This window comes from Acinetobacter sp. ANC 5054 (assembly GCF_002135295.1).
GTDB lineage: Bacteria > Pseudomonadota > Gammaproteobacteria > Pseudomonadales > Moraxellaceae > Acinetobacter.
This window is the reverse complement of the sequence record NZ_NEGG01000004.1, coordinates 222,577-241,917: the sequence shown is the minus strand read 5'-3', so window position 1 is coordinate 241,917 and position 19,341 is coordinate 222,577. Positions and strand designations below refer to the sequence as shown.

Here is a 19,341-nt window from a genome sequence, read left to right as displayed (position 1 = left end):
CTACAGAAGTGGTGGGTGATGGTTCACAAGTGACTGCATTGAACTACAAAGACCGTGCAACAGATGAAATCAAAACTGTTGAATTGGCGGGTATCTTTGTACAAATCGGTTTGTTACCCAACACTGATTTCTTAAAAGACACAGCCGTTGAACTTTCAAACCGCGGTGAGATTGTGATTAACGAACGTAACGAAACCAATGTGAAAGGTGTGTTTGCTGCGGGTGACTGTACAACCGTACCGTACAAACAAATCATTATTGCCACAGGTGAAGGCGCGAAAGCATCGTTATCTGCATTCGATTACATCATTCGTTCTGGTCAATAAAAGAAAAGGTCAGTGTGTTTGATACACACTGACCGCGCTGAATGTTTTAGATTTGAATATTATTTTTCTTAATATTCTCGTTTTACAGGAACTTTGGACGCTAACATCCAAGTTCCTTTTTTTTCGTCTGCAAAATAAGAATCAAAATGTCCCCACACATTTTGATCCTATTCTTTGCCCAGTTTTTTTTGTTTTACAACCTTATTGTTATACTTTCCCCAAGGTTGTCTTTCTTATTTCTTCAATTTTTAAATTAAGTTTAAGATTGAAATAAATTCAAACCTTTAAACTTTTCAAGTAAAGCTTCTTGTGTTTCAACATGTTCAGGATGCGGAATAATACATTCAATTGGACATACGGAAACGCAGGTTTGATGCTCATAGAACCCGACACATTCCGTGCAGCGATCGACATCAATTTCATATACTTTCGCACCTTCATAAATCGCATCATTCGGGCACTCGGGTAGACACATATCGCAGTTGATACATTTATCTGTAATCAACAAAGCCATTTTGATTTAAGCCTGATATGCCAAAGACGATGCAGAAATATCAGCAGTCGAATTTGGTAGGTTACGAATCAATAAAGCAAATTGCATATCAACATCGGCAGGCACAGGAATATCAACGATATAACCTGAACCTTTGGCGTCGTCTATGAGATTACCTTTTTTGTCTTTCATTTCTGTTAAAATGAAAGTGATATTCCCAGAAGTAGTCATTAACTCGAGTGAGTCACCTACAATAAAACGGTTTTTTACTTCGATTTTGATACTGTCGCCATGACGTTCCAAAACCTCCCCAACAAATTGCTGGTGATCAAAACGAGAAGAACCCGTTTCATAATTTTGATATTCAGTATGGACATGACGGCGAAGGAAACCTTCGGTATAGCCACGATTGGCTAAACCTTCAAGTTGAGTCATCAATGATGGATCAAATGGTTTGCCTTCTAGTGCATCATCAATCGCTTTACGATAAATTTGTGCAGTACGTGCGCAGTAAAAATAAGACTTGGTACGACCTTCAATTTTCAAAGAATGGATGCCCATTTTTGCTAAGCGGTCGACATGCTGTACTGCACGCAAGTCTTTTGAGTTCATGAAGTAAGTGCCATGTTCGTCCTCTTCAGCAGCAAACATATCTTCTTCATTGCGTTGTAATAAAACCGGCTCGCCAAATTGGTGTTGTTCTAAGGCGTGTTGCTCATCGGCATCTTTATTGTTGCAGCATGATGATTCTTCAATTTGTGTTACTGGAATAACATCACCAGTTTCATCTTCAGCTGCATCGTGAATTTTATAGTCCCAACGGCATGCATTGGTACATGCACCTTGGTTCGCATCACGTTTATTCATATAGCCAGAAAGTAAGCAACGACCGGAGTAAGCCATACATAATGCCCCGTGTACGAAAACTTCAATTTCCATATCTGGGACATTATTTTTAATTTCTTCAATTTCTTCGATAGATAACTCACGCGATAAAATCACACGAGTTAAACCCATATTTTTCCAAAATTTTACCGTTGCCCAGTTCACTGCATTGGCTTGTACCGACAAATGAACTGAAACATCTGGAAAATGTTCACGCACCATCATGATCAGACCGGGGTCAGACATAATGAGCGCATCTGGGTTCATCGCAACGACAGGTTCAAGGTCACGAATGAAATTTTTAAGTTTGGAATTATGCGGTTGGATATTGACCACCACATAGAATTTTTTGCATAAGGCATGTGCTTCCTCAATACCAATTTTTAAATTGTCATGATCAAAAGCATTGTTACGAACACGTAAGCTATAACGGGGCTGACCTGCATAGACGGCATCTGCACCATAGGCAAATGCATAGCGCATATTTTTCAATGAGCCAGCAGGAGAGAGGAGTTCAGTTACGTGTTGAATAGTCATGTCTTTAAAGGCATACAAAAATTACGCCTTTCATTGTAGTGATCTAAAAAAAGGATTCAACCAAGTAAAATGGTTGGGTTTTCAAGGTTTTCCATTTTCAAGTTGCTTTAATATTTGACAGTTATCAATACGTGACGTTTCATTGCAGCTTGAACGCAGTTGCTTTAATTGCTTTTTGAAATTTTGCAATTCTTTAATTTTTTCAGAAACTTGAACGATATGTTGGTCGATGAGTTGATTCACCATTTGACAACTTTCAGCTGGGTTTTGTTCTAATTTAATCAGGTTTTCTATTTCATTTAAGGACATATCGAGTGCACGACAACGCTTAATAAAAATTAAACGTTTGAACGTTTCTTCGCCATAGTAGCGATAATTATTGTCTGCACGGAAGCTAGGTTGTATTAATTTTTTCTTTTCATAAAAGCGGATGGTATCAATACTGACACCCGTTTCCAACGCGAGTTGTTTGATCAAAAAATATTTTTGTTCTGACATGCTTGACCTTGGAGTGAGTCCATAGTTTTTAATAAGCATATCCGAAATGTTGGAGTTCGCAAATGGCTTGTACCTGTAGTCATGAAGCGGCACCTAAAAAGCCGAATAGTCAATTTCGCAAGGCTTTATGGATTGCCTTATTCATTAATATATTGATGTTTGTTGTCGAAATGTTCGGCGGGATGTACGCCCATTCTTCAGCACTTTGGGCGGACGCTTTAGACTTTTTTGGTGATGCTGTGAATTACGGCGTTTCGCTAGCAGTATTGGCTGCGAGTTTGTACTGGCGTGCAACTGTTGCTTTGGCAAAAGGTTTGGTCATGGCACTGTTTGGAGTCGTGGTTCTCGCTAAAGTGATCTATGCCTATATTGTAGGGATTCCGCCTGAAGCCATGACGATGGGTATGATTGGCGTGCTCGCTTTAATTGCCAATCTGGTGACAGCGTTGATTTTATATGCATTTCGCGATGGGGATTCCAATATGAAGTCAGTTTGGCTCTGTAGTCGAAATGATGCTATTGGTAATGCCGCGGTTATTTTTGCTGCCATCGGTGTATTTGGCACTGGCAGTTTGTGGCCAGATTTGATCGTCGCGATGATTATGGCAAGTTTGGGCCTCACAGGAGGCTATCAAGTGGTAAAAAAAGCGCTTCAAGAGCGTAAGCAAAGTAGGTTAGATAAACAAACTTGTGCATAAGATTTGACTATGAAATCACCGTATCAATCAGAACTTAAGAATAGAGATGCTGTAACTGTAAAATTTTGATTTAGCCCATGATTTTTATATCGTGGGTCAGCATTTTGAAACTTTGTTTATGGATGAATATCAGATCGAACTTATCGAAGTTAAGTTTAGTTAATTTTTATAATGCATGCAGGATATTCAGCTATACTTAACACCTTGTAAAGGACCTAATTAATATACAGGTACAGTGGTTATGTGCCCATGGTTTCATTTGATTTTAATGTTCGGGGTGTCAGGTAAAATAAATGTCGAAGAAACAAGACATCATTGATGTAGCGCTGAATCTTTTTAATACCTATAGTTATAACTCTATTGGTGTGGACCGAATTATTAGCGAATCTGGCGTTGCTAAAATGACGTTTTATAAATATTTTCCATCTAAAGCTAAATTAATTGAAGAGTGCTTAGTGACGCGAAATATGAATTTACAGGAGTCGCTTGAAGCAGCAATTGCACAATGCAATCCTGAAGATTATTTTTCTCATATTAAAACGATATTTACTTGGTACGATGCATGGTTTCGTACCGCAGATTTTAACGGCTGTATGTTTCAAAAAGCAGTTGATGAAATTTCCAAAGTCTATCCTTCCTCATTGCAGCCAGCAATTGACTACAAAGAATGGCTCAAGTCAAAACTGAGTTATGCCTTACAGCATTTAGGAATTAAACAAGCGGATCAACTTGCAGCATTTTTATCGAGCATTTTGGATGGTATGACCATTCAAGCTCAAATCGATCCAAATCAAGTACAGTTGGATGATTATTGGAAGCGGGTGGAAACTTTGATTCAGCTTGAGTTAGCAAATTAGATGTTGAAATCGACTGAGGTTTATTGAGAAAGCTTGTGCCATAACATTCATGTTTTAACTATTGTCTTGGCTTGAAATTTTATTCTACGGAAATGAAAGAAAAATAAAAAAGCGCGATTATTTTTGGTAATCGCGCTTTGCTGATAAGTGGTGTTTTGCAAATCTTTTGCCCTGTTAGTATTAGCAAAAGATTTGGCAGCGGAACGCTTTATACGTTCTCTATTATTTATTATGTACCCTCTGAATGTGCAAAGCATTCGGATTTTCAGCAAATAGACAGACTTGTCTGTTTTTTCGAATTATAAGGAATTTTAAATTAAACACAATAACATCAGATTTTTTTTGCTGCATATTTGAACACTGGTCAGTCAGTAAAAATAAGTTTTTATTCTCATTAGAATATATTTTATATTTCAATTGATATGATGAAATTGTTTAGTTAAAAAAACCGAAGCCTAAGCTTCGGTTTTCATTCTAAAATTTAGATTATTTTTGGTCAGGTAAAGCATAGGCAATAATATAGTCACCGACATCTTTAGAATGGCTTGCACCACCTGCAGAAATCACGACATATTGTTTACCAGTTTTAGGTGATTTATAAATCAATGGTGCAGCTACAGCAGCAACAGGGAGTTCTGCTTTCCACACTTCTTTACCAGTTTTAGAGTCTAAAGCACGTAGGTAATAATCTTGAGTACCTGCAAAGAACACCAAACCAGATGCTGTAGAAGTAGGGCCACCTAAAGTCGGCATACCTAAAGGAATAGGCATATGTGTTTTCACACCCAATGGACCTAATTCTTTAGCTGTACCCATAGGCACTTCCCACACGACTTTTTTAGATTTCAAGTCGATCGCAGTCATGGTACCAAATGGAGGTTTATTACATGGCACACCAAGTTTTGATTGCATGATATCAATTTTGATACCGCCATATGGACCAGCATATTGCGGACGAACCGTACCCATAAAGCCTGGTACTTCATCGGTTGAAATTTTGTATTTAGACGCGTCTTCTTTACGTACCAATGACATACGAAGCGGCATACGCATGTCGTTGACATACATCATGTCAGTCGATTCATCGATAGACACGCCACCCCAGTTCATACCACCGAGTAGACTTGGCCATTCGATATAAGGTTTTTCACCCGGTGCAGTGTACATACCGTTATAAACAGAATCTTTAAAATCGATACGGCAAGTCAATTGGTCAAAGGTCGAAATACCCCACATGTCTTGCTCAGTTAAAGTGGTATTGCCAATTTGTGGCATACCCACTGAGAACGGTTGTGTAGGAGAAAGTTTTTCACCTTCTGCACCATTGGTATCGACAGGGCGCTCTTCAACCTTCGTGATCGGTTGACCTGTACGACGGTCAAGTACAAAGATTTGACCCATTTTGGTGGTTTGAATTAAGGCTGGAACTTTTTTACCTTGTTCGTTGGTCACATCATAAAGTACAGGTTGTGATGGAAGGTCATAATCCCAAACATCATGGTGCACCATTTGATAAGACCACACGGTTTTACCTGTAGAGGCATTTACCGCAACAACAGCTGAACCAAATTTTTCTTTAGCACCATTACGGTCACCGCCCCAATAATCAGGAGGGCCATTACCTGTTGGTAAATAAACCAAGTTCAAGTCTTTGTCATATGTTGGAATTGTCCACATATTTGGTGTTTCTAAAGTAAAGCCTTTGCCATCTTTAGGTTCACCGACAAGTTCAGGATTACCGACATCCCAAGCCCAAGCAAGTTTACCTGTACGTACATCATAAGCACGGACCACACCAGAAGGTTCGCCATGAACGATATCGCGTACCCAACCGCCCAATACAGCAACATGTCCTGCAATCAGTGGGGTAGATGTTGGGTGATAACGTTTACTTTGTTCGGTTGGCCCCATGTCATGTAAAACATCGACTTGACCATTGATACCAAACTCAGGGCATAACGCACCAGTTTTAGCATTTAATGCAATTAAACGACCATCAACTGTTGAAGTTAAAATACGTTGCGGACACGCTTTTAAACCTTCAGATTGTAAATCTGCAGCCGTTAAAGATTTGTCTTGAGTGGCATCATAATAACCTACGCCACGGCAAGTGATATGTTCAGCAGTTTTTGCTTTTGGATCATATTTCCAAAGGGCTTTACCGCTGTCGCCATCAATTGCAGAAATAATGTTGGTCGGTGTACATGAATATAAAGTGCTGCCAATTTGAATAGGCGTATTTTCATCGACACCCGCTTTGGTATCACGGCCAGTGTGATAGGTCCAAGCGACTTTCAAATCTTTGACATTTTCAGGGGTAATGTCGCTATATGGTGCAAAGCGTGTACCGTTACCACTACGACCAAAATATTCCCAGTTGTCATTGTTTTGAGCGTTTGGTTTAGCAAGTTCTGGGTTTTGTACAATTTCAATTGGATTTAGAATTTTGCCATGTGGGAAAAATGCAGCAATGAGTGCAGCCACACAAGCAATCAAACCAACGATACCGACAGCATTTGCAGCCTTGATTTTATCTTCATCAAGATTTTGCAAACTGCGGCTCGCCCACAAACTAAGTACAAATAAAATTGTTGGAACGACTAAACGCGGAATATATTGCCAGAAATCGAGTGCCTGAACTTCAGTTGCAGACCAAATGACTGTGGCAACAAAGGTAAGAATTGAAAGCCATAAACCAAGGGCTTTTTTCATTGCATATAACACGGCAATCGCTAAATAAGCGATACCCGCAATAAGATAATAACTTGTACCGCCAAGGCTGATTAATTTAGAACCTTGTACGATCAGGAATAATGCGATCAGGCCAGTCAATACGATAAAGAAATATCGATAGACTTTAGACCCAGAGCGCTCTACAGAGGAGGGTTGTTCTGTGCTCATACCATGCCTAATAAAATGTCGGCTTGGTTGCATAGGCAAGAAAAGTAAATTGGAAGGCAGATGAAAAACAGGTGCTAAGTCAACTTACATCGGGTAGATGTCTATGTAACGAAGTCAAAAAAATAATGATTCGCTGGATAAGCCAATCATTATGATGAGTAAAATTTACTCGCACATTATAGCACTTATCCGATTTAAAATTAAAATGGCGAAATTATGTACTTTTTATGTTTGGTTTAATTATTTTGAAGCGCTTAAAATCGTATAAATAATCGCTTTTACTTAATGAGATCTAAATGAGTCAGTATATTATTTGCGCAAATTAAAATAGCGAATTTAAAGATTCAAAATAATTGATGAAATATTAAAGCGAATTTAAATGACATAAATAAAAGAGTGTTAGCAGGCATTTTAATAAAATTGGGCAATAAAAAACCGAAGCTTAAGCTTCGGTTTTTAGATTGAAAGAATCTTATTTTTCAACGAAAGCACGTTCAATCACGTAGTCACCAAGAACACCCATTTTAGGAGATTCTTTTAGACCGTGTTGATCAAGCAGCGCAGCAACATCGTCTAGGAAAGCAGGTGAGCCACAAAGCATTGCACGGTCAGTTTCTGGGTTGAAACGTGGTAAACCGATTTTTTCGAATAATTGACCAGATTCAATAGCAGTCGTAACACGGCCTTGAGTGTGGAATTCTTCACGAGTAACAGTTGGGTAGTAAACTAACTTTTCTTTAGCGCCGAGTTCACCGAAGAATTCATGATTTGGAACTTCGTTTTCAATCAAATCTTGGTACGCCAATTCAGAAATGAAACGCGTACCATGAACCACAATGATTTTTTCAAAACGTTCGTAAGTTTCTGGGTCACGAATGACTGAAAGGAATGGCGCAAGACCCGTACCTGAAGAAAGTAGGTATAAGTTTTTACCTGGGTTTAAATCATCAAGAACTAAAGTTCCTGTTGGTTTTTTAGATACTAAAATTTCGTCGCCAACTTTTACTTTTTGTAAAATTGAAGTTAAAGGGCCATCTGGCACTTTAATAGAGAAAAACTCTAATTCTTCTTCGTAGTTTGCGCTCGCAATAGAATAAGCGCGCATTAAAGGCTTACCATTGACTTCAAGACCGATCATCACAAATTGACCATTTTTAAAACGTAGCGCCGTGTCACGAGTGGTTTTAAAACTGAATAAAGTGTCATTCCAGTGGTGTACGTGAGTAATCTTTTCGACGTTGAAAGCAGCCATTAAAGGTCTCAATAAATTATCAAATTAGAACAGCTTGCTATTCTAATCTAAATTCATTCTCGATAAACTGAATATATTTAATTGAACTTATCAGAAAAAGTGATTATGACGGGCTTAAATCTGCCAATTATTGGTTATATGAATTCTCCCTACAAAGAAAAGTTCGGCATTCCACGACAGCCAAATTTGGTTCAGGTCGAATCGTATATTGAAATGGTTGAGCCATATAATGACTTATTGGCATTTGAAGGCATTGAAGAATTTAGCCATCTTTGGTTGGTCTGGCAGTTTCATGAAAACAAAAAACAAGATGAAGCAGCAAAATTCCGTCCGCAAGTACGTCCACCACGTTTAGGTGGAAACAAGAAAATTGGCGTTTTCGCCACACGAAGCATGTACCGTCCAGCACCGATTGGTTTGTCCGTAGTTCAGCTTAAAGAAGTCAAAAAAGTGGGAAAGTCGGTACGCGTGTATGTGCAGGGTAGTGATTTGTTGGATGGCACGCCGATTATTGATATTAAACCCTATATTCAATATTCAGATGCGGTCATAGATGCGCAGAGTGCTTATGCACAAGATGAGCCCGTTCGAAAGCCAGTGTATTGGGCGGATGTGGCAGAACAGCAAAAACAGACATTTTTAAGCAATGGCAATTTAACAGCGCAAGTCATGGCTGAACTTGAACAAGTCTTGAGTTTAGACCCACGACCTGCATATCAACATGATGATGAACGTGTGTATGGAATGTTATTTGCAGGATTAAACGTGAAGTTTCGGGTCACTGAGCAAAATGTTGAAATAGTCGATATATAAAAAGGAGCATTTAATGCTCCTTTTTTTAAATGTGTAAATTATTTATCTGCTACAAAACTTTGATTAATTGCTTTAATGGCAACTTCATTATAGAAATTGCAAGAGCTCTCAAGTAATTGTTTAAGCTCTAACAATTGAGCTTTTTGAGTAGCATTAGTTGAAGCATTTACCTCATTATCAATTGATTTAATTAAATCTTGCATATTAAATTCCACTCCTTTTGGAGATGGGTAAGCATCATAAAAACGATTTTTGTATTGAGCTACGCCATATTCCTCTTGGTATTCTTCGTCAACCAATGTATAGGCAATAGTATCTTTCATGATGTACTTTTTGGCATCTTTTTCTGTACTGAGTTCACTCCACCAGTTAGCTAAAAAGCCTTGTTCGTAGCCATCAGGAGTATCAATTAATTCTAAATACTGCTCACTGTTTGAAACTTTATTCAATTGTAAACAGCTAGAACCCGCTGGAAAATTTACTTTTGAAATAGCAGTTAAATATCTGAGTGCTTTGTTAGAGATGTAGTTTCCTGAATCACTAAGATTGTTTTTTAACAGCCAATAATTATAAGGATCAACTTTTGATGCCATACTTTCGTTTTCAATATTGTATGATTTCATCGTTGTTGTGATCTTAAGACCCGATGAATTTATTGACGAATATGGGCTCAGTGTCCATACATTATTTTTAATGGAAATATTGCCGTTTAAATAGCCATATGTGGTATGTACGGGGCCTTCATCATACAGGCCTTTTGCTGTCACCATAAACGAATCATTACTAAATGAAGTATATAATTTGCCATTATCTATGGTTGCTGTGTCGCTGTCGTATGAAAGTGAGTCACTTTCACTATCAAGATCAAAAGTTGACCATTGTTGGAAACTAGAGCTTGGAATTGAAGGATTTTCATTGGAATTACTATTTGAAGATGAGCTTCCACCCCCACCACCACACGCAGTTAAGCTGAGTAAAGTGATAGTGCTAAGTACTAGTATATTTAATTTCATAATAAATCTTCTTATTTGTTTGATTGTTATAAAGCTCTGAAAAGCAAATGTATTATAGATTAAAATTATGATTTTTATTGTCATTAATAAACAAAAAAATGTTTATTGTGAAACATAAGCGCAAAACAGTAATGACCATAAGTTCACAAATAGAATTTTTGTTATAGTGAGCCTATGTTTGGGGACATAGAACAATGACTTTTAATTTTGAAATTGACACTTCATGGTGTCTAGACCAATTACAAAAAGACGGGCGAATTACTGAACGAGATAAAATGCTGATACAAACCACGCACCGTCAGCGTGATCAGTTGAAATGGCATCCATTGCAATGGATTTCCAACTTTAATTTGGTCGATCAAAGCCATCCTCAATCGACACTTACCTTAAATCGACTTTGTCAGTGGTTGGCAGAAAAATCTGGTCTACCTTTTTATATTATTGACCCACTGAAAGCTGATGTTGCTGCTTTGACCAGCGTGATGTCACAAGAATTCGCGGTACGAAATCGTATTCTCGCTGTTGAACTTCAAAATGAACATGTCTTAATTGCAACAGATCAACCTTATAAAAGTGAATGGATTACGAACTTAGAGCGCACGGTTTTACCACGTAAAATTCAGCGTGTATTACTGAACCCTGAACAGCTTCAGCGTTATTTGGTTGAATATTATCAAGTTAGTCGTGCTGTAAGTAATTCACAAAAATCGTCAAATTATGATCGTGAAAATAAAGGCGTCGAAGCCTTATTGCAGTTGGGGGATACGCAAAACCCCGATGCCAATGATCAGCACATTGTGAAGTTAGTGGACTGGGTGTTGCAATTTGCCTTTGAACAAGGTGCCAGTGATATTCATTTAGAGCCACGAAAAAATACAGGGAAGGTACGTTTCCGTATTGATGGTGTGTTGCATACCATTTACAACATGCCAGCCAATACCTTAACGGCAGTTGTTTCGCGCATCAAAATCTTAGGTCGTATGAATGTGGCGGAAAAACGTAAACCACAAGATGGCCGTTTAAAAACCCGCACACCAAAAGGTCAAGAAACCGAACTTCGTCTTTCAACTTTACCAACGGCGTTTGGTGAAAAATTAGTGATGCGTATTTTTGATCCAGATGTTTTGGTACGTAGCTTTCAGCAACTTGGTTTTGATGGGCGTTTATTAGACGACTGGAAAGCCTTAACCAGTCATAGTCATGGCATTATTTTGGTCACAGGTCCAACAGGGTCAGGTAAAACCACCACTCTATATTCTTCGCTCAAGCAATTAGCCACAGAAGAAGTCAATGTTTGTACAATTGAAGACCCGATTGAAATGTTAGAGCCTAGCTTTAACCAAATGCAGGTGAACAACGGCATTGAGCTTGGTTTTGCGGATGGTGTACGTGCATTAATGCGTCAAGACCCCGACATTATTATGGTCGGTGAGATTCGTGATCATGATACTGCGAATATGGCGATACAAGCTGCATTAACAGGTCACTTGGTTTTATCTACTTTGCATACCAATGATGCACCATCGAGTTTGACCCGTTTACACGATCTCGGTATTCAACCGTTCTTAACGGCTGCCACCATTTTAGGGGTATTAGCGCAGCGTTTAGTGCGTCAGCTGTGCCCACACTGCAAACGTGAAACATTTATTAATGAACAAGAGTGGAAACACCTGACTTTTGATTATGCAATTGAAATGCCAAACTTTGTCTATGAAGCAGTGGGCTGTGATGAATGTCGTCAAACGGGCTATAAAGGGCGTGTCGGGATTTATGAATTTATGCCCCTCAGTTTAGAGACCAAACATCTGATTGGTGAAAATGCAACACTCAACCAACTACGTGAGCAAGCCCGTAAAGAAAAGATTGAACCTTTACGTATTGCAGGTGCACGTAAAGTGTTGGCAGGGACAACCACTTTGGAAGAGGTATTAAGAGTTGTTCCACTTAACTAACTTCTATTTTTCCTGTCGTATTTCTTAAGATTCGACTCATCTTGCTTTGTTTAAATAGTGATATCGAAATAAACAAAGTAAGAGAGGCCAAAGATGACAAAGTTAAATAAATTGGTATGTGGTTTAGCATTTGCAGGTGTAGCTTCTGTTGCGGTAGCGAATACAGCAGTCAATCAAACAGCTGTTACTCCGCTGAAAACTACATCGGTTAAACATGCGCTAGGCTTAAAAGACGACACTAAAGTTCAACTGAAAGGTTATGTGGTGAAATCGATAGGAGATGAAAAATATCAATTCCGTGATAGCACAGGTAGCATCACTGTAGATATTGATGATGAACTTTGGCAGGGCAAAGCTATTTCAGCTAAAACACCTGTAACACTTATTGGTGAAATCGACATTGATTACAAACCAACGAAACGCGTTGAAGTTGATGTCGATCAAGTAAAATTTTAATTCGGCCTGTCATTTAGGGCAGTGCAATTGAATGAAAAACCACAGTTTCGGCTGTGGTTTTTTCTTTATATAAGGAAAGTCCTATACACTGAAGTCGTGACCATAGAAATAGGGTAGCTAAGATGCGAATTTTATTGGCAGAAGACGATGCATCCCAAGCAGATAGTATAAAAACGTGGCTTGAAATGGATGGCTATAGTGTCGATTGGGTTGAGCGAGGCGATTACGCTATTTTGGCTTTGGAGCAGCATAATTATGATTGCATACTTTTAGATCGTGGCTTACCTAAAGTAACTGGTGATGAAGTTTTAAAACGTATCGTGCAGCTACATCCACTCACGCCAGTTTTATTTATTACCGCTCGCGACAGTATTGCAGATCGAGTTGAAGGATTAGATCTAGGTGCACATGATTATTTGGTCAAACCGTTTAGCTTGGAAGAGTTGTCGGCAAGGGTTCGTGCCCAATTACGTTTGCATCATCAACAGCGTGATAATTGTTTGAACTTCGGAGATTTAAGCTTAGACGTACAAGCCAAGACGCTGCGTAAAAATGGCGAACTGATAACACTGACATCACGTGAATATCAAATTTTACATAAGATGATGCTAAACCCTGAACATATTATGACGCGCAGCCAACTTGAGGAGTCACTGTATGCTTGGGGAGATGAAGTTGAAAGTAATGCCATTGAAGTCTTTATTTACCAACTACGTAAAAAAATTGGCAGTGATTACATTAAAACCTTAAGGGGTTTAGGTTATCGCATGAATATACCACAACAAAGTTAAGCTTATGAGTGATAAAAAAAGCATTTCCTTACAGTCAAAACTGATTAAAACCTCACTGCTCAGTGCAATTTGGGCAGGGGTAATTTCTCTGTGTCTGATGTTTGGATTTGGTCTTTATCACATCATGAGTGTGCATGATGCATTGATGGATGAAGTGGCTGACATGCTTACCACCACTGATCTCACCCAAAAGCAAGATGAACAGATAGATGAATTGAGTGAAGAGTTTGATATGCAATATCAACTCATAAAAGGGCAGCAAATATTAACCAGTTCAGAAAATCATTCAGCATTTGAAAATCAGCTCAATATAAAACAGGGGCTGCATTTTCAATGGAGAGAAGCTGCACTTTGGCGCAGTTATGCACTTGAGGATGATGGATTAACAGTACAAATTGTTCAACCGATGAAGGCACGGCTCAGAGAAACGGTACGAAGTGTTTTAGGTTATGCAGGTATTCTGTTGATTGTATGGTTGATCCAATGGCTTCTACTGCATATTTTGATTAAACGCCAATTGAGAGTTTTGCAGCTTTTTTCAAAACAAATCGCTGAAAAAAATGTGGATGACCTGCAAGCGATTGTATTACCAGAACCTATTTTACAGGAGCTTGAGCCGATTCAAACACAGCTCAATCATTTATTGCAGCGTTTGGATACTGCACTTCAAGCTGAACAGCGATTCACTTCAGATGCTTCACACGAGTTACGTTCTCCATTGTCTGCGATACAAATGCGTTTACAGGTCTTACAAAGGAAATACCCTGAGATACAGTCAGATTTGAATGCCATTCAACAGGATGTTAGTCGTGGTACGCGTGTCTTAGAAAATTTGTTGATGCTTGCACGCTTAGATCCTACAAAAACAGATCAACTTAATAAAAGACAGGCAGACTTAGAACAAATTACATTACAGGCTTTAGAAGCCTTAGCACTATTATCACAAGATAAGCAGATTCAATTTGAGCTTCAAACGCAAGCCATCATCATGGAGATGAATACTGAATTGATATTTAGTGCGCTGCGTAACTTAATTGACAATGCGATTCGCTATAGTCCAGATCATGGCATCGTAAAGATTAAGATAAATAGATCCATTCATCAGGTCCATTGGTCAATTGAGAATTCTGGCGAGGGCATTAGTCAATCACAGTTAGAACAAATTGGTGAACGGTTTTATCGAGTGCTGGGGACAAAAACCACAGGTTCTGGTCTGGGTATTTCAATCGCACAAAAAATTATTCAGCTTCATCATGGTGATTTAGTTATTGAAGCCTCTGCTTTAGGTGGGTTAAAGCTCAGTTTGACCTTTCCATTACAGGAGGACATGTAGATTTATAAAATGTGTAAGGCTGAAAATTAAAAAGCAGTACGCTGGTGCCTACTGCTTGTGTCCACGATTATTTTTATTGCGCTGATAATTATTATTGTTATCAGAAATTATTTGGTCAAAATTAGTCGGTTATTACGGGTTAAGCGTAAGCGATATTCTTCACCTGCATGCATAATGCGAATCTCACGACCTAAGGCAAAAAGATTGTTTGAATGCAACATTGGCAGTGAGTGGTGTGTTTCGTTGCTGCGAGTAAAAAAGCTAAAAGGTGCGTTCATTCCATCGACTCCGTGGTGTATTTCTGAATGTTTTAAATGATAATCATTATCGAATAGACCTGTCAACGATATTTTTATTAATTTATAAAAAAGTTAAATTTGCTTACACTTGGCTATCAAATGGAATAGAGCAAGAGTGATGTCTAAACCTCAACTTGATGTGGCGATTGCCATTTTATTACATCAGGACAAAGTATTGGTGGGTTGGCGTGAAGCGAATCAGCATCAGGGCAATAAACATGAATTTCCTGGTGGAAAAGTAGAAGCTGGTGAAACACCTGAACAGGCGTGCCGTCGTGAAATCTTTGAAGAAGTTGGGATTGGGCTGCATGTATGGAATCGGTTTGATGTGATTCAGCATGAATATGATGATCTGATTGTGCGATTACATTTGTTCCATGCTGTGGTTCCGACAGCATTGCTCAATGAAATACAAAAGCCGTGGGCATGGTATACACGGAGTCAATTACTAGATTTAAATTTCCCTAAAGCCAATAAAACCATAATCCAACGATTAAATTGGGTAGAACAGATCAGAATTACAGATGAACTGCCAACGTTGGAAAATTTACAATCTGAATTACTCTATTACTGGCGAGTGGATGCAACTGATGAAAATGCACAGGCTATCAATCAACTCCCAACCGTTATTTTGCAACAACTGATTATAAATATAGATGTGTGGCGTCTGTTGATTCCAGAAGTGCAATTACATATTTCGGCAATTCATTTAAAGCAAAGTCAATTGATGCAAAGCCAAGCAGATAATTTGATTTTGGGTCGTCGCTATATTGCCGCTTGCCACGATCTCGTTTCTGCACAGCATGCACAGAAAATTGGTTGTGATGCGATTCTATTGAGCCCTGTACTGCCTACAACAACCCATCCCAATGAAATAGGTTTAGGCTGGGAAAAATTTGAACAGATTGCACGAGCGATTGAGATTCCAGTATTTGCTTTGGGTGGCATGCAAAAGGAGCTATTTACTGTCGCAAAGCAACATGCGGCTTATGGTATTGCAGGGATTCGACATATTTAAAGTGCTAATCTTAGTTTTTATAATTTAACCATATATTGGAAATAAGCTAACTTTAAGGAAGTTAATGTAAAAAAACCTCAGTTCGATGATTCATTGCTGAGGCTTTTTTATATTTGCACTATAGCGATTTTAGCGCTTTTTGTGCTTTAGTGATTGTCGCGGCTTTCTTTTGCATTTGACCTGCTTTTAACACGACGTTCCAAAGTTGGGTTTTCATTGCTTTGGTCTGTGCATAGCTTAAACCACGTAGGGCAAGGGACTCTGCATTGGCAGGTTGATTTTTACGATTGGCAATCATGGCTAAATATAAATAGGTTTCCGCTGACTGGGGTGCCAAGCGCTGCGCTTGTGTTGCGGCCGATTCAGCTTCATTCCATTTACCATTGGCATACGCTGTTTGCGTAGATTGCATGAGCTTTTTGAAAGCGGGTAAGTCACGACCATCATCAAACTTTTGGATTTTGGTCTGTTGTTCTGGAATGACAATACGCTGACGTTTAATTTCAGGATGATCATAAGGATGTATGATCACACCCGAAGGGTCATGGATGTCAGATTTTTTTTCATTCTGAACCTGAGGTTGAGTTACAGGCTCAGTCTGAGCGATATTTTGACAACCTACCATGCTTAGCAGCGCTAGAGTTGGTAGGCAAAGCCATTTTAAGACAATTGAATCATGCAGTTTAATTTGTGTACTCTCCACTTGAGATGATTCGAGGTTGATCATTAGTACCTTGATCATTCTGCGAATCACTTTCACGAATGTAGTCACCTAAACTATCATTTTGTTCATTGCTCGGCTGCGTTTCTTCAGTATTAACTGTGTAAGGTTCGACTTCATATTCTGTCGAGCCACACGCTGTTGCTTGGTTTGGAATTGAATTACGAGACAGTGGAATGTACATGGCACCAGTACAATGTTCTGCCGACAAATTACCTGAATAACGGTCAAGCCATTGCCATTGCACGCTGTCAGGTTGACGTAAATTCACAGGTTTTTGACGCAACTGTTTCATCACATTGGTCCAAACAGGGAGTGCGCCCGATGAACCGGTTAAACCTGTAACTTTGTTATCGTCCAAACCTAGCCACACTACACTTAAATAATTTCCTGAATAGCCTGCAAACCAAGAGTCACGTGTATCGTTGGTGGTCCCAGATTTACCGGCCAACTTCAGTGAAGCTGGTAATGACGCATAAGCCGAGCGACCTGTACCTGAACTCATTACTTGTTGCAAACCATAGTTCAAAATAAAGGCTGCATCAGGAGAAATCGTCGGTTGTACGGTTAAGCTATAGCGGTCAAGTAGACGACCATTTGAGTCCACTACTGAACGAATCGCTTTGGTTGGATATTTAAAACCGCCTGTTGCAAAGTTACCGTAAATACTCATCACTTCCATCGGTGACATATCAATTGCACCGAGGTAGATCGACGGATAATTTGGAATGTTTGAGGTTACACCAAACTTTTTCAGGTGATTGATAAAGGTCGACATGCCCAACTCTTGACCTAAGCGAACTGCCGATAAGTTATAAGAGTTAGAGAGCGCATCGACCATTGGCACCACACCGTGTGCACCACCACTATAGTTTTTTGGTGTCCATGCTTTGCCATCACTTTGAATGCTAATCGGGCTATCTTGAATTTGACTTGCCCAGTTATAACGATTGGATTCAATCGCACTGAGGTAAATGACCGGTTTTAATAATGAACCGACTTGACGCTTGGCATCCATGGTTCGGTTAAAGCCAGTGAAGTCCTGTGTCGACCCCACAGCAGCAACCAATTCGCCATTTTCAGGATGAGAAACCAATACCGCGCCTTGCAACTCTTTTAAGCGTGCAGGATTTGCCTTGCTTAAACGCTCGACAGAATCTTTAAATGCACTTTGTACATGGGTTTGCGCGATTGGATCCAGTGTTGTAAAAATACGCAAACCTTGATTGGTCAAATCACTTTCTTGATATTCAGTACGCAATTGACGACGCACAATGTCCATAAAGTCTGGGAAACGTGATGGACCTAAAGTTGGTTTGGAAATTACATTTAATGGACGTGCAGACTCGGTTTCATATTGTTCTTGGGTTAAATAGCCCATGACCACCATGTTGTTGAGGACAATATCACGACGTTTTTTCGCCAGTTCTGGATTTTTCCAAGGGTTATACAGGGTAGGGCCTTGGACTAGACCAACAAGATAGGCTTGTTGTGCAATATTTAATTCACGTAGTGGTAAGCCAAAGTAGAACTGTGATGCCAAACCATAACCATTAATAGAATAGTTACCATTTTGACCTAAGTTCACTTCATTTAAATAGGTTTCCAGAATTTCATCTTTGTCATAATGCAATTCAATCAACATTGCCATTAACGCTTCATTGGCTTTACGTTTAATGGTTTTTTCAGGCGATAAATAGAAGTTTTTAACCAACTGCTGAGTTAGGGTTGAACCGCCTTGTCGTTTACCACCTGTAATGTTACTGACAATAGCACGTGCAGTACCACGGAAAGAAATACCATGATGCTGATAGAAGTTACGGTCTTCGGTTGCAATTAAAGCCTGAATAAGTGGCTTAGGCACTTTATCCAGTTTAATTAGCACACGGTCTTCATTGTGCTGCGGGTAAATCCCGCCAATCAACATCGGCTCTAAACGAGCAATCCCACTGCTTGAAGGTTTGGTTGCACTGACTTCAGTAATTTGATCTTGATTAAAAGTGACTTTAAGCACTTGTTCAGGGTCGACACTGTCACCAAAATCGAAGCCACGTGTATGTACATACGTGACATTGCCAGAAGTGACATAACTTCCAGTTTTTGCATAACTGTCTTGTGACTTATAACCTAAAAGTTTCAATTCTTCGTTGAAATCTGCTTGGCTAACAGGTGCATTCGAATAAATTTCTAAAGGACGCGCAAATACCTTGGCAGGAATATCCCAACGCTGACCTTCAAATTTATCCCGTACAATATTATCAAGACGAATGAGATAAATGCTGAACACTATAAATCCACCGATAATCAGCAGTGAGAAAATAAGTGCAATTAAGCCTATGCCACGTTCAGACTTCATAAATAATGATCAGACCCTGAGAAATTTTGCTAATCATGCGAAGCTTTTCAGCATTTTGCAATAATTAATCTGTTATATGTATGCAAAATGTCGATATGAACATGACTAAAGTAGACACTTTAAAGTTTTTTTAAATCATTTC

The 19,341-nt window shown here is 39.1% G+C and carries 18 protein-coding genes; 9 read left to right on the top strand and 9 right to left on the bottom strand.

All coding sequences use genetic code 11. The features are described 5' to 3' along the window. A partial coding sequence (locus B9T33_RS06235; RefSeq protein WP_171263587.1) for an FAD-dependent oxidoreductase occupies positions 1 to 326 on the top strand: 326 nt, incomplete at its 5' end. 259 nt (positions 327 to 585) lie between these two features. Here B9T33_RS06235 and B9T33_RS06230 read toward each other — a convergent pair. The 3 genes from B9T33_RS06230 to cadR all read right to left on the bottom strand — a co-directional run bounded on the left by B9T33_RS06230 (position 586) and on the right by cadR (position 2,739). Next, a complete protein-coding gene (locus tag B9T33_RS06230; RefSeq protein WP_086178085.1) occupies positions 586 to 840 on the bottom strand; it encodes a YfhL family 4Fe-4S dicluster ferredoxin in 255 nt (84 codons plus the stop codon). 6 nt (positions 841 to 846) lie between these two features. Further along, complete coding sequence (yegQ, locus tag B9T33_RS06225; RefSeq protein ID WP_086178100.1) at positions 847 to 2,241, bottom strand: tRNA 5-hydroxyuridine modification protein YegQ; 1,395 nt, start codon at positions 2,239 to 2,241, stop codon at positions 847 to 849. Positions 2,242 to 2,322: 81 nt separating this feature from the next. After that, positions 2,323 to 2,739: a Cd(II)/Pb(II)-responsive transcriptional regulator gene (gene cadR, locus B9T33_RS06220; RefSeq protein WP_086178084.1), complete on the bottom strand. Its 417-nt coding sequence runs from the start codon at positions 2,737 to 2,739 to the stop codon at positions 2,323 to 2,325. A gap of 62 nt (positions 2,740 to 2,801) precedes the next feature. On the opposite strand from cadR, the gene B9T33_RS06215 reads away from it, so the two are divergent. Further along, on the top strand, positions 2,802 to 3,437 hold the full coding sequence (locus B9T33_RS06215; protein WP_086178083.1) for a cation transporter: 636 nt from the start codon (positions 2,802 to 2,804) through the stop codon (positions 3,435 to 3,437). Positions 3,438 to 3,730: 293 nt separating this feature from the next. After that, entirely contained in the window at positions 3,731 to 4,294 is a 564-nt protein-coding gene (locus B9T33_RS06210; protein WP_086178082.1) for a TetR/AcrR family transcriptional regulator, read from the top strand. 486 nt (positions 4,295 to 4,780) lie between these two features. On the opposite strand, the gene B9T33_RS06205 is transcribed toward B9T33_RS06210, so the two are convergent. Both B9T33_RS06205 and B9T33_RS06200 read right to left on the bottom strand, forming a co-directional pair. Then, complete coding sequence (locus B9T33_RS06205; protein ID WP_086178081.1) at positions 4,781 to 7,195, bottom strand: membrane-bound PQQ-dependent dehydrogenase, glucose/quinate/shikimate family; 2,415 nt, start codon at positions 7,193 to 7,195, stop codon at positions 4,781 to 4,783. 472 nt (positions 7,196 to 7,667) lie between these two features. Continuing rightward, complete coding sequence (locus B9T33_RS06200; RefSeq protein WP_086178080.1) at positions 7,668 to 8,447, bottom strand: ferredoxin--NADP reductase; 780 nt, start codon at positions 8,445 to 8,447, stop codon at positions 7,668 to 7,670. Positions 8,448 to 8,552: 105 nt separating this feature from the next. Between B9T33_RS06200 and tsaA the strand changes: the two genes are divergently transcribed. After that, entirely contained in the window at positions 8,553 to 9,260 is a 708-nt protein-coding gene (gene tsaA / locus B9T33_RS06195; protein WP_171263589.1) for a tRNA (N6-threonylcarbamoyladenosine(37)-N6)-methyltransferase TrmO, read from the top strand. Positions 9,261 to 9,298: 38 nt separating this feature from the next. Here the strand turns inward: tsaA and B9T33_RS06190 are convergent, their stop codons facing one another. Then, complete coding sequence (locus B9T33_RS06190; protein WP_086178079.1) at positions 9,299 to 10,273, bottom strand: hypothetical protein; 975 nt, start codon at positions 10,271 to 10,273, stop codon at positions 9,299 to 9,301. 194 nt (positions 10,274 to 10,467) lie between these two features. Between B9T33_RS06190 and B9T33_RS06185 the strand changes: the two genes are divergently transcribed. The 4 genes from B9T33_RS06185 to B9T33_RS06170 all read left to right on the top strand — a co-directional run bounded on the left by B9T33_RS06185 (position 10,468) and on the right by B9T33_RS06170 (position 14,805). Beyond that, the gene (locus B9T33_RS06185; protein ID WP_086178078.1) at positions 10,468 to 12,225 is read left to right on the top strand and encodes a GspE/PulE family protein; all 1,758 of its coding nucleotides are present in this window, start codon (positions 10,468 to 10,470) and stop codon (positions 12,223 to 12,225) included. 93 nt (positions 12,226 to 12,318) lie between these two features. Further along, a complete protein-coding gene (locus B9T33_RS06180; RefSeq protein WP_086178077.1) occupies positions 12,319 to 12,681 on the top strand; it encodes a NirD/YgiW/YdeI family stress tolerance protein in 363 nt (120 codons plus the stop codon). A 122-nt stretch (positions 12,682 to 12,803) separates the two neighbouring features. Continuing rightward, the gene (locus B9T33_RS06175) at positions 12,804 to 13,472 is read left to right on the top strand and encodes a response regulator transcription factor (RefSeq protein ID WP_086178076.1); all 669 of its coding nucleotides are present in this window, start codon (positions 12,804 to 12,806) and stop codon (positions 13,470 to 13,472) included. Between the two features lie 4 nt (positions 13,473 to 13,476). Beyond that, a complete protein-coding gene (locus B9T33_RS06170; protein WP_086178075.1) occupies positions 13,477 to 14,805 on the top strand; it encodes a sensor histidine kinase in 1,329 nt (442 codons plus the stop codon). Positions 14,806 to 14,912: 107 nt separating this feature from the next. Here the strand turns inward: B9T33_RS06170 and hemP are convergent, their stop codons facing one another. Beyond that, a complete protein-coding gene (gene hemP / locus B9T33_RS06165) occupies positions 14,913 to 15,083 on the bottom strand; it encodes a hemin uptake protein HemP (protein ID WP_086178074.1) in 171 nt (56 codons plus the stop codon). A 139-nt stretch (positions 15,084 to 15,222) separates the two neighbouring features. Between hemP and B9T33_RS06160 the strand changes: the two genes are divergently transcribed. Next, complete coding sequence (locus B9T33_RS06160; protein ID WP_086178073.1) at positions 15,223 to 16,122, top strand: NUDIX domain-containing protein; 900 nt, start codon at positions 15,223 to 15,225, stop codon at positions 16,120 to 16,122. A gap of 118 nt (positions 16,123 to 16,240) precedes the next feature. Here the strand turns inward: B9T33_RS06160 and B9T33_RS06155 are convergent, their stop codons facing one another. Beyond that, a complete protein-coding gene (locus tag B9T33_RS06155) occupies positions 16,241 to 16,747 on the bottom strand; it encodes a tetratricopeptide repeat protein (protein WP_086178098.1) in 507 nt (168 codons plus the stop codon). Between the two features lie 58 nt (positions 16,748 to 16,805). Beyond that, positions 16,806 to 19,199, bottom strand: a complete 2,394-nt coding sequence (mrcB, locus tag B9T33_RS06150; protein ID WP_086178072.1) for a penicillin-binding protein 1B — start codon at positions 19,197 to 19,199, stop codon at positions 16,806 to 16,808. Positions 19,200 to 19,341: the final 142 nt, after the last annotated feature.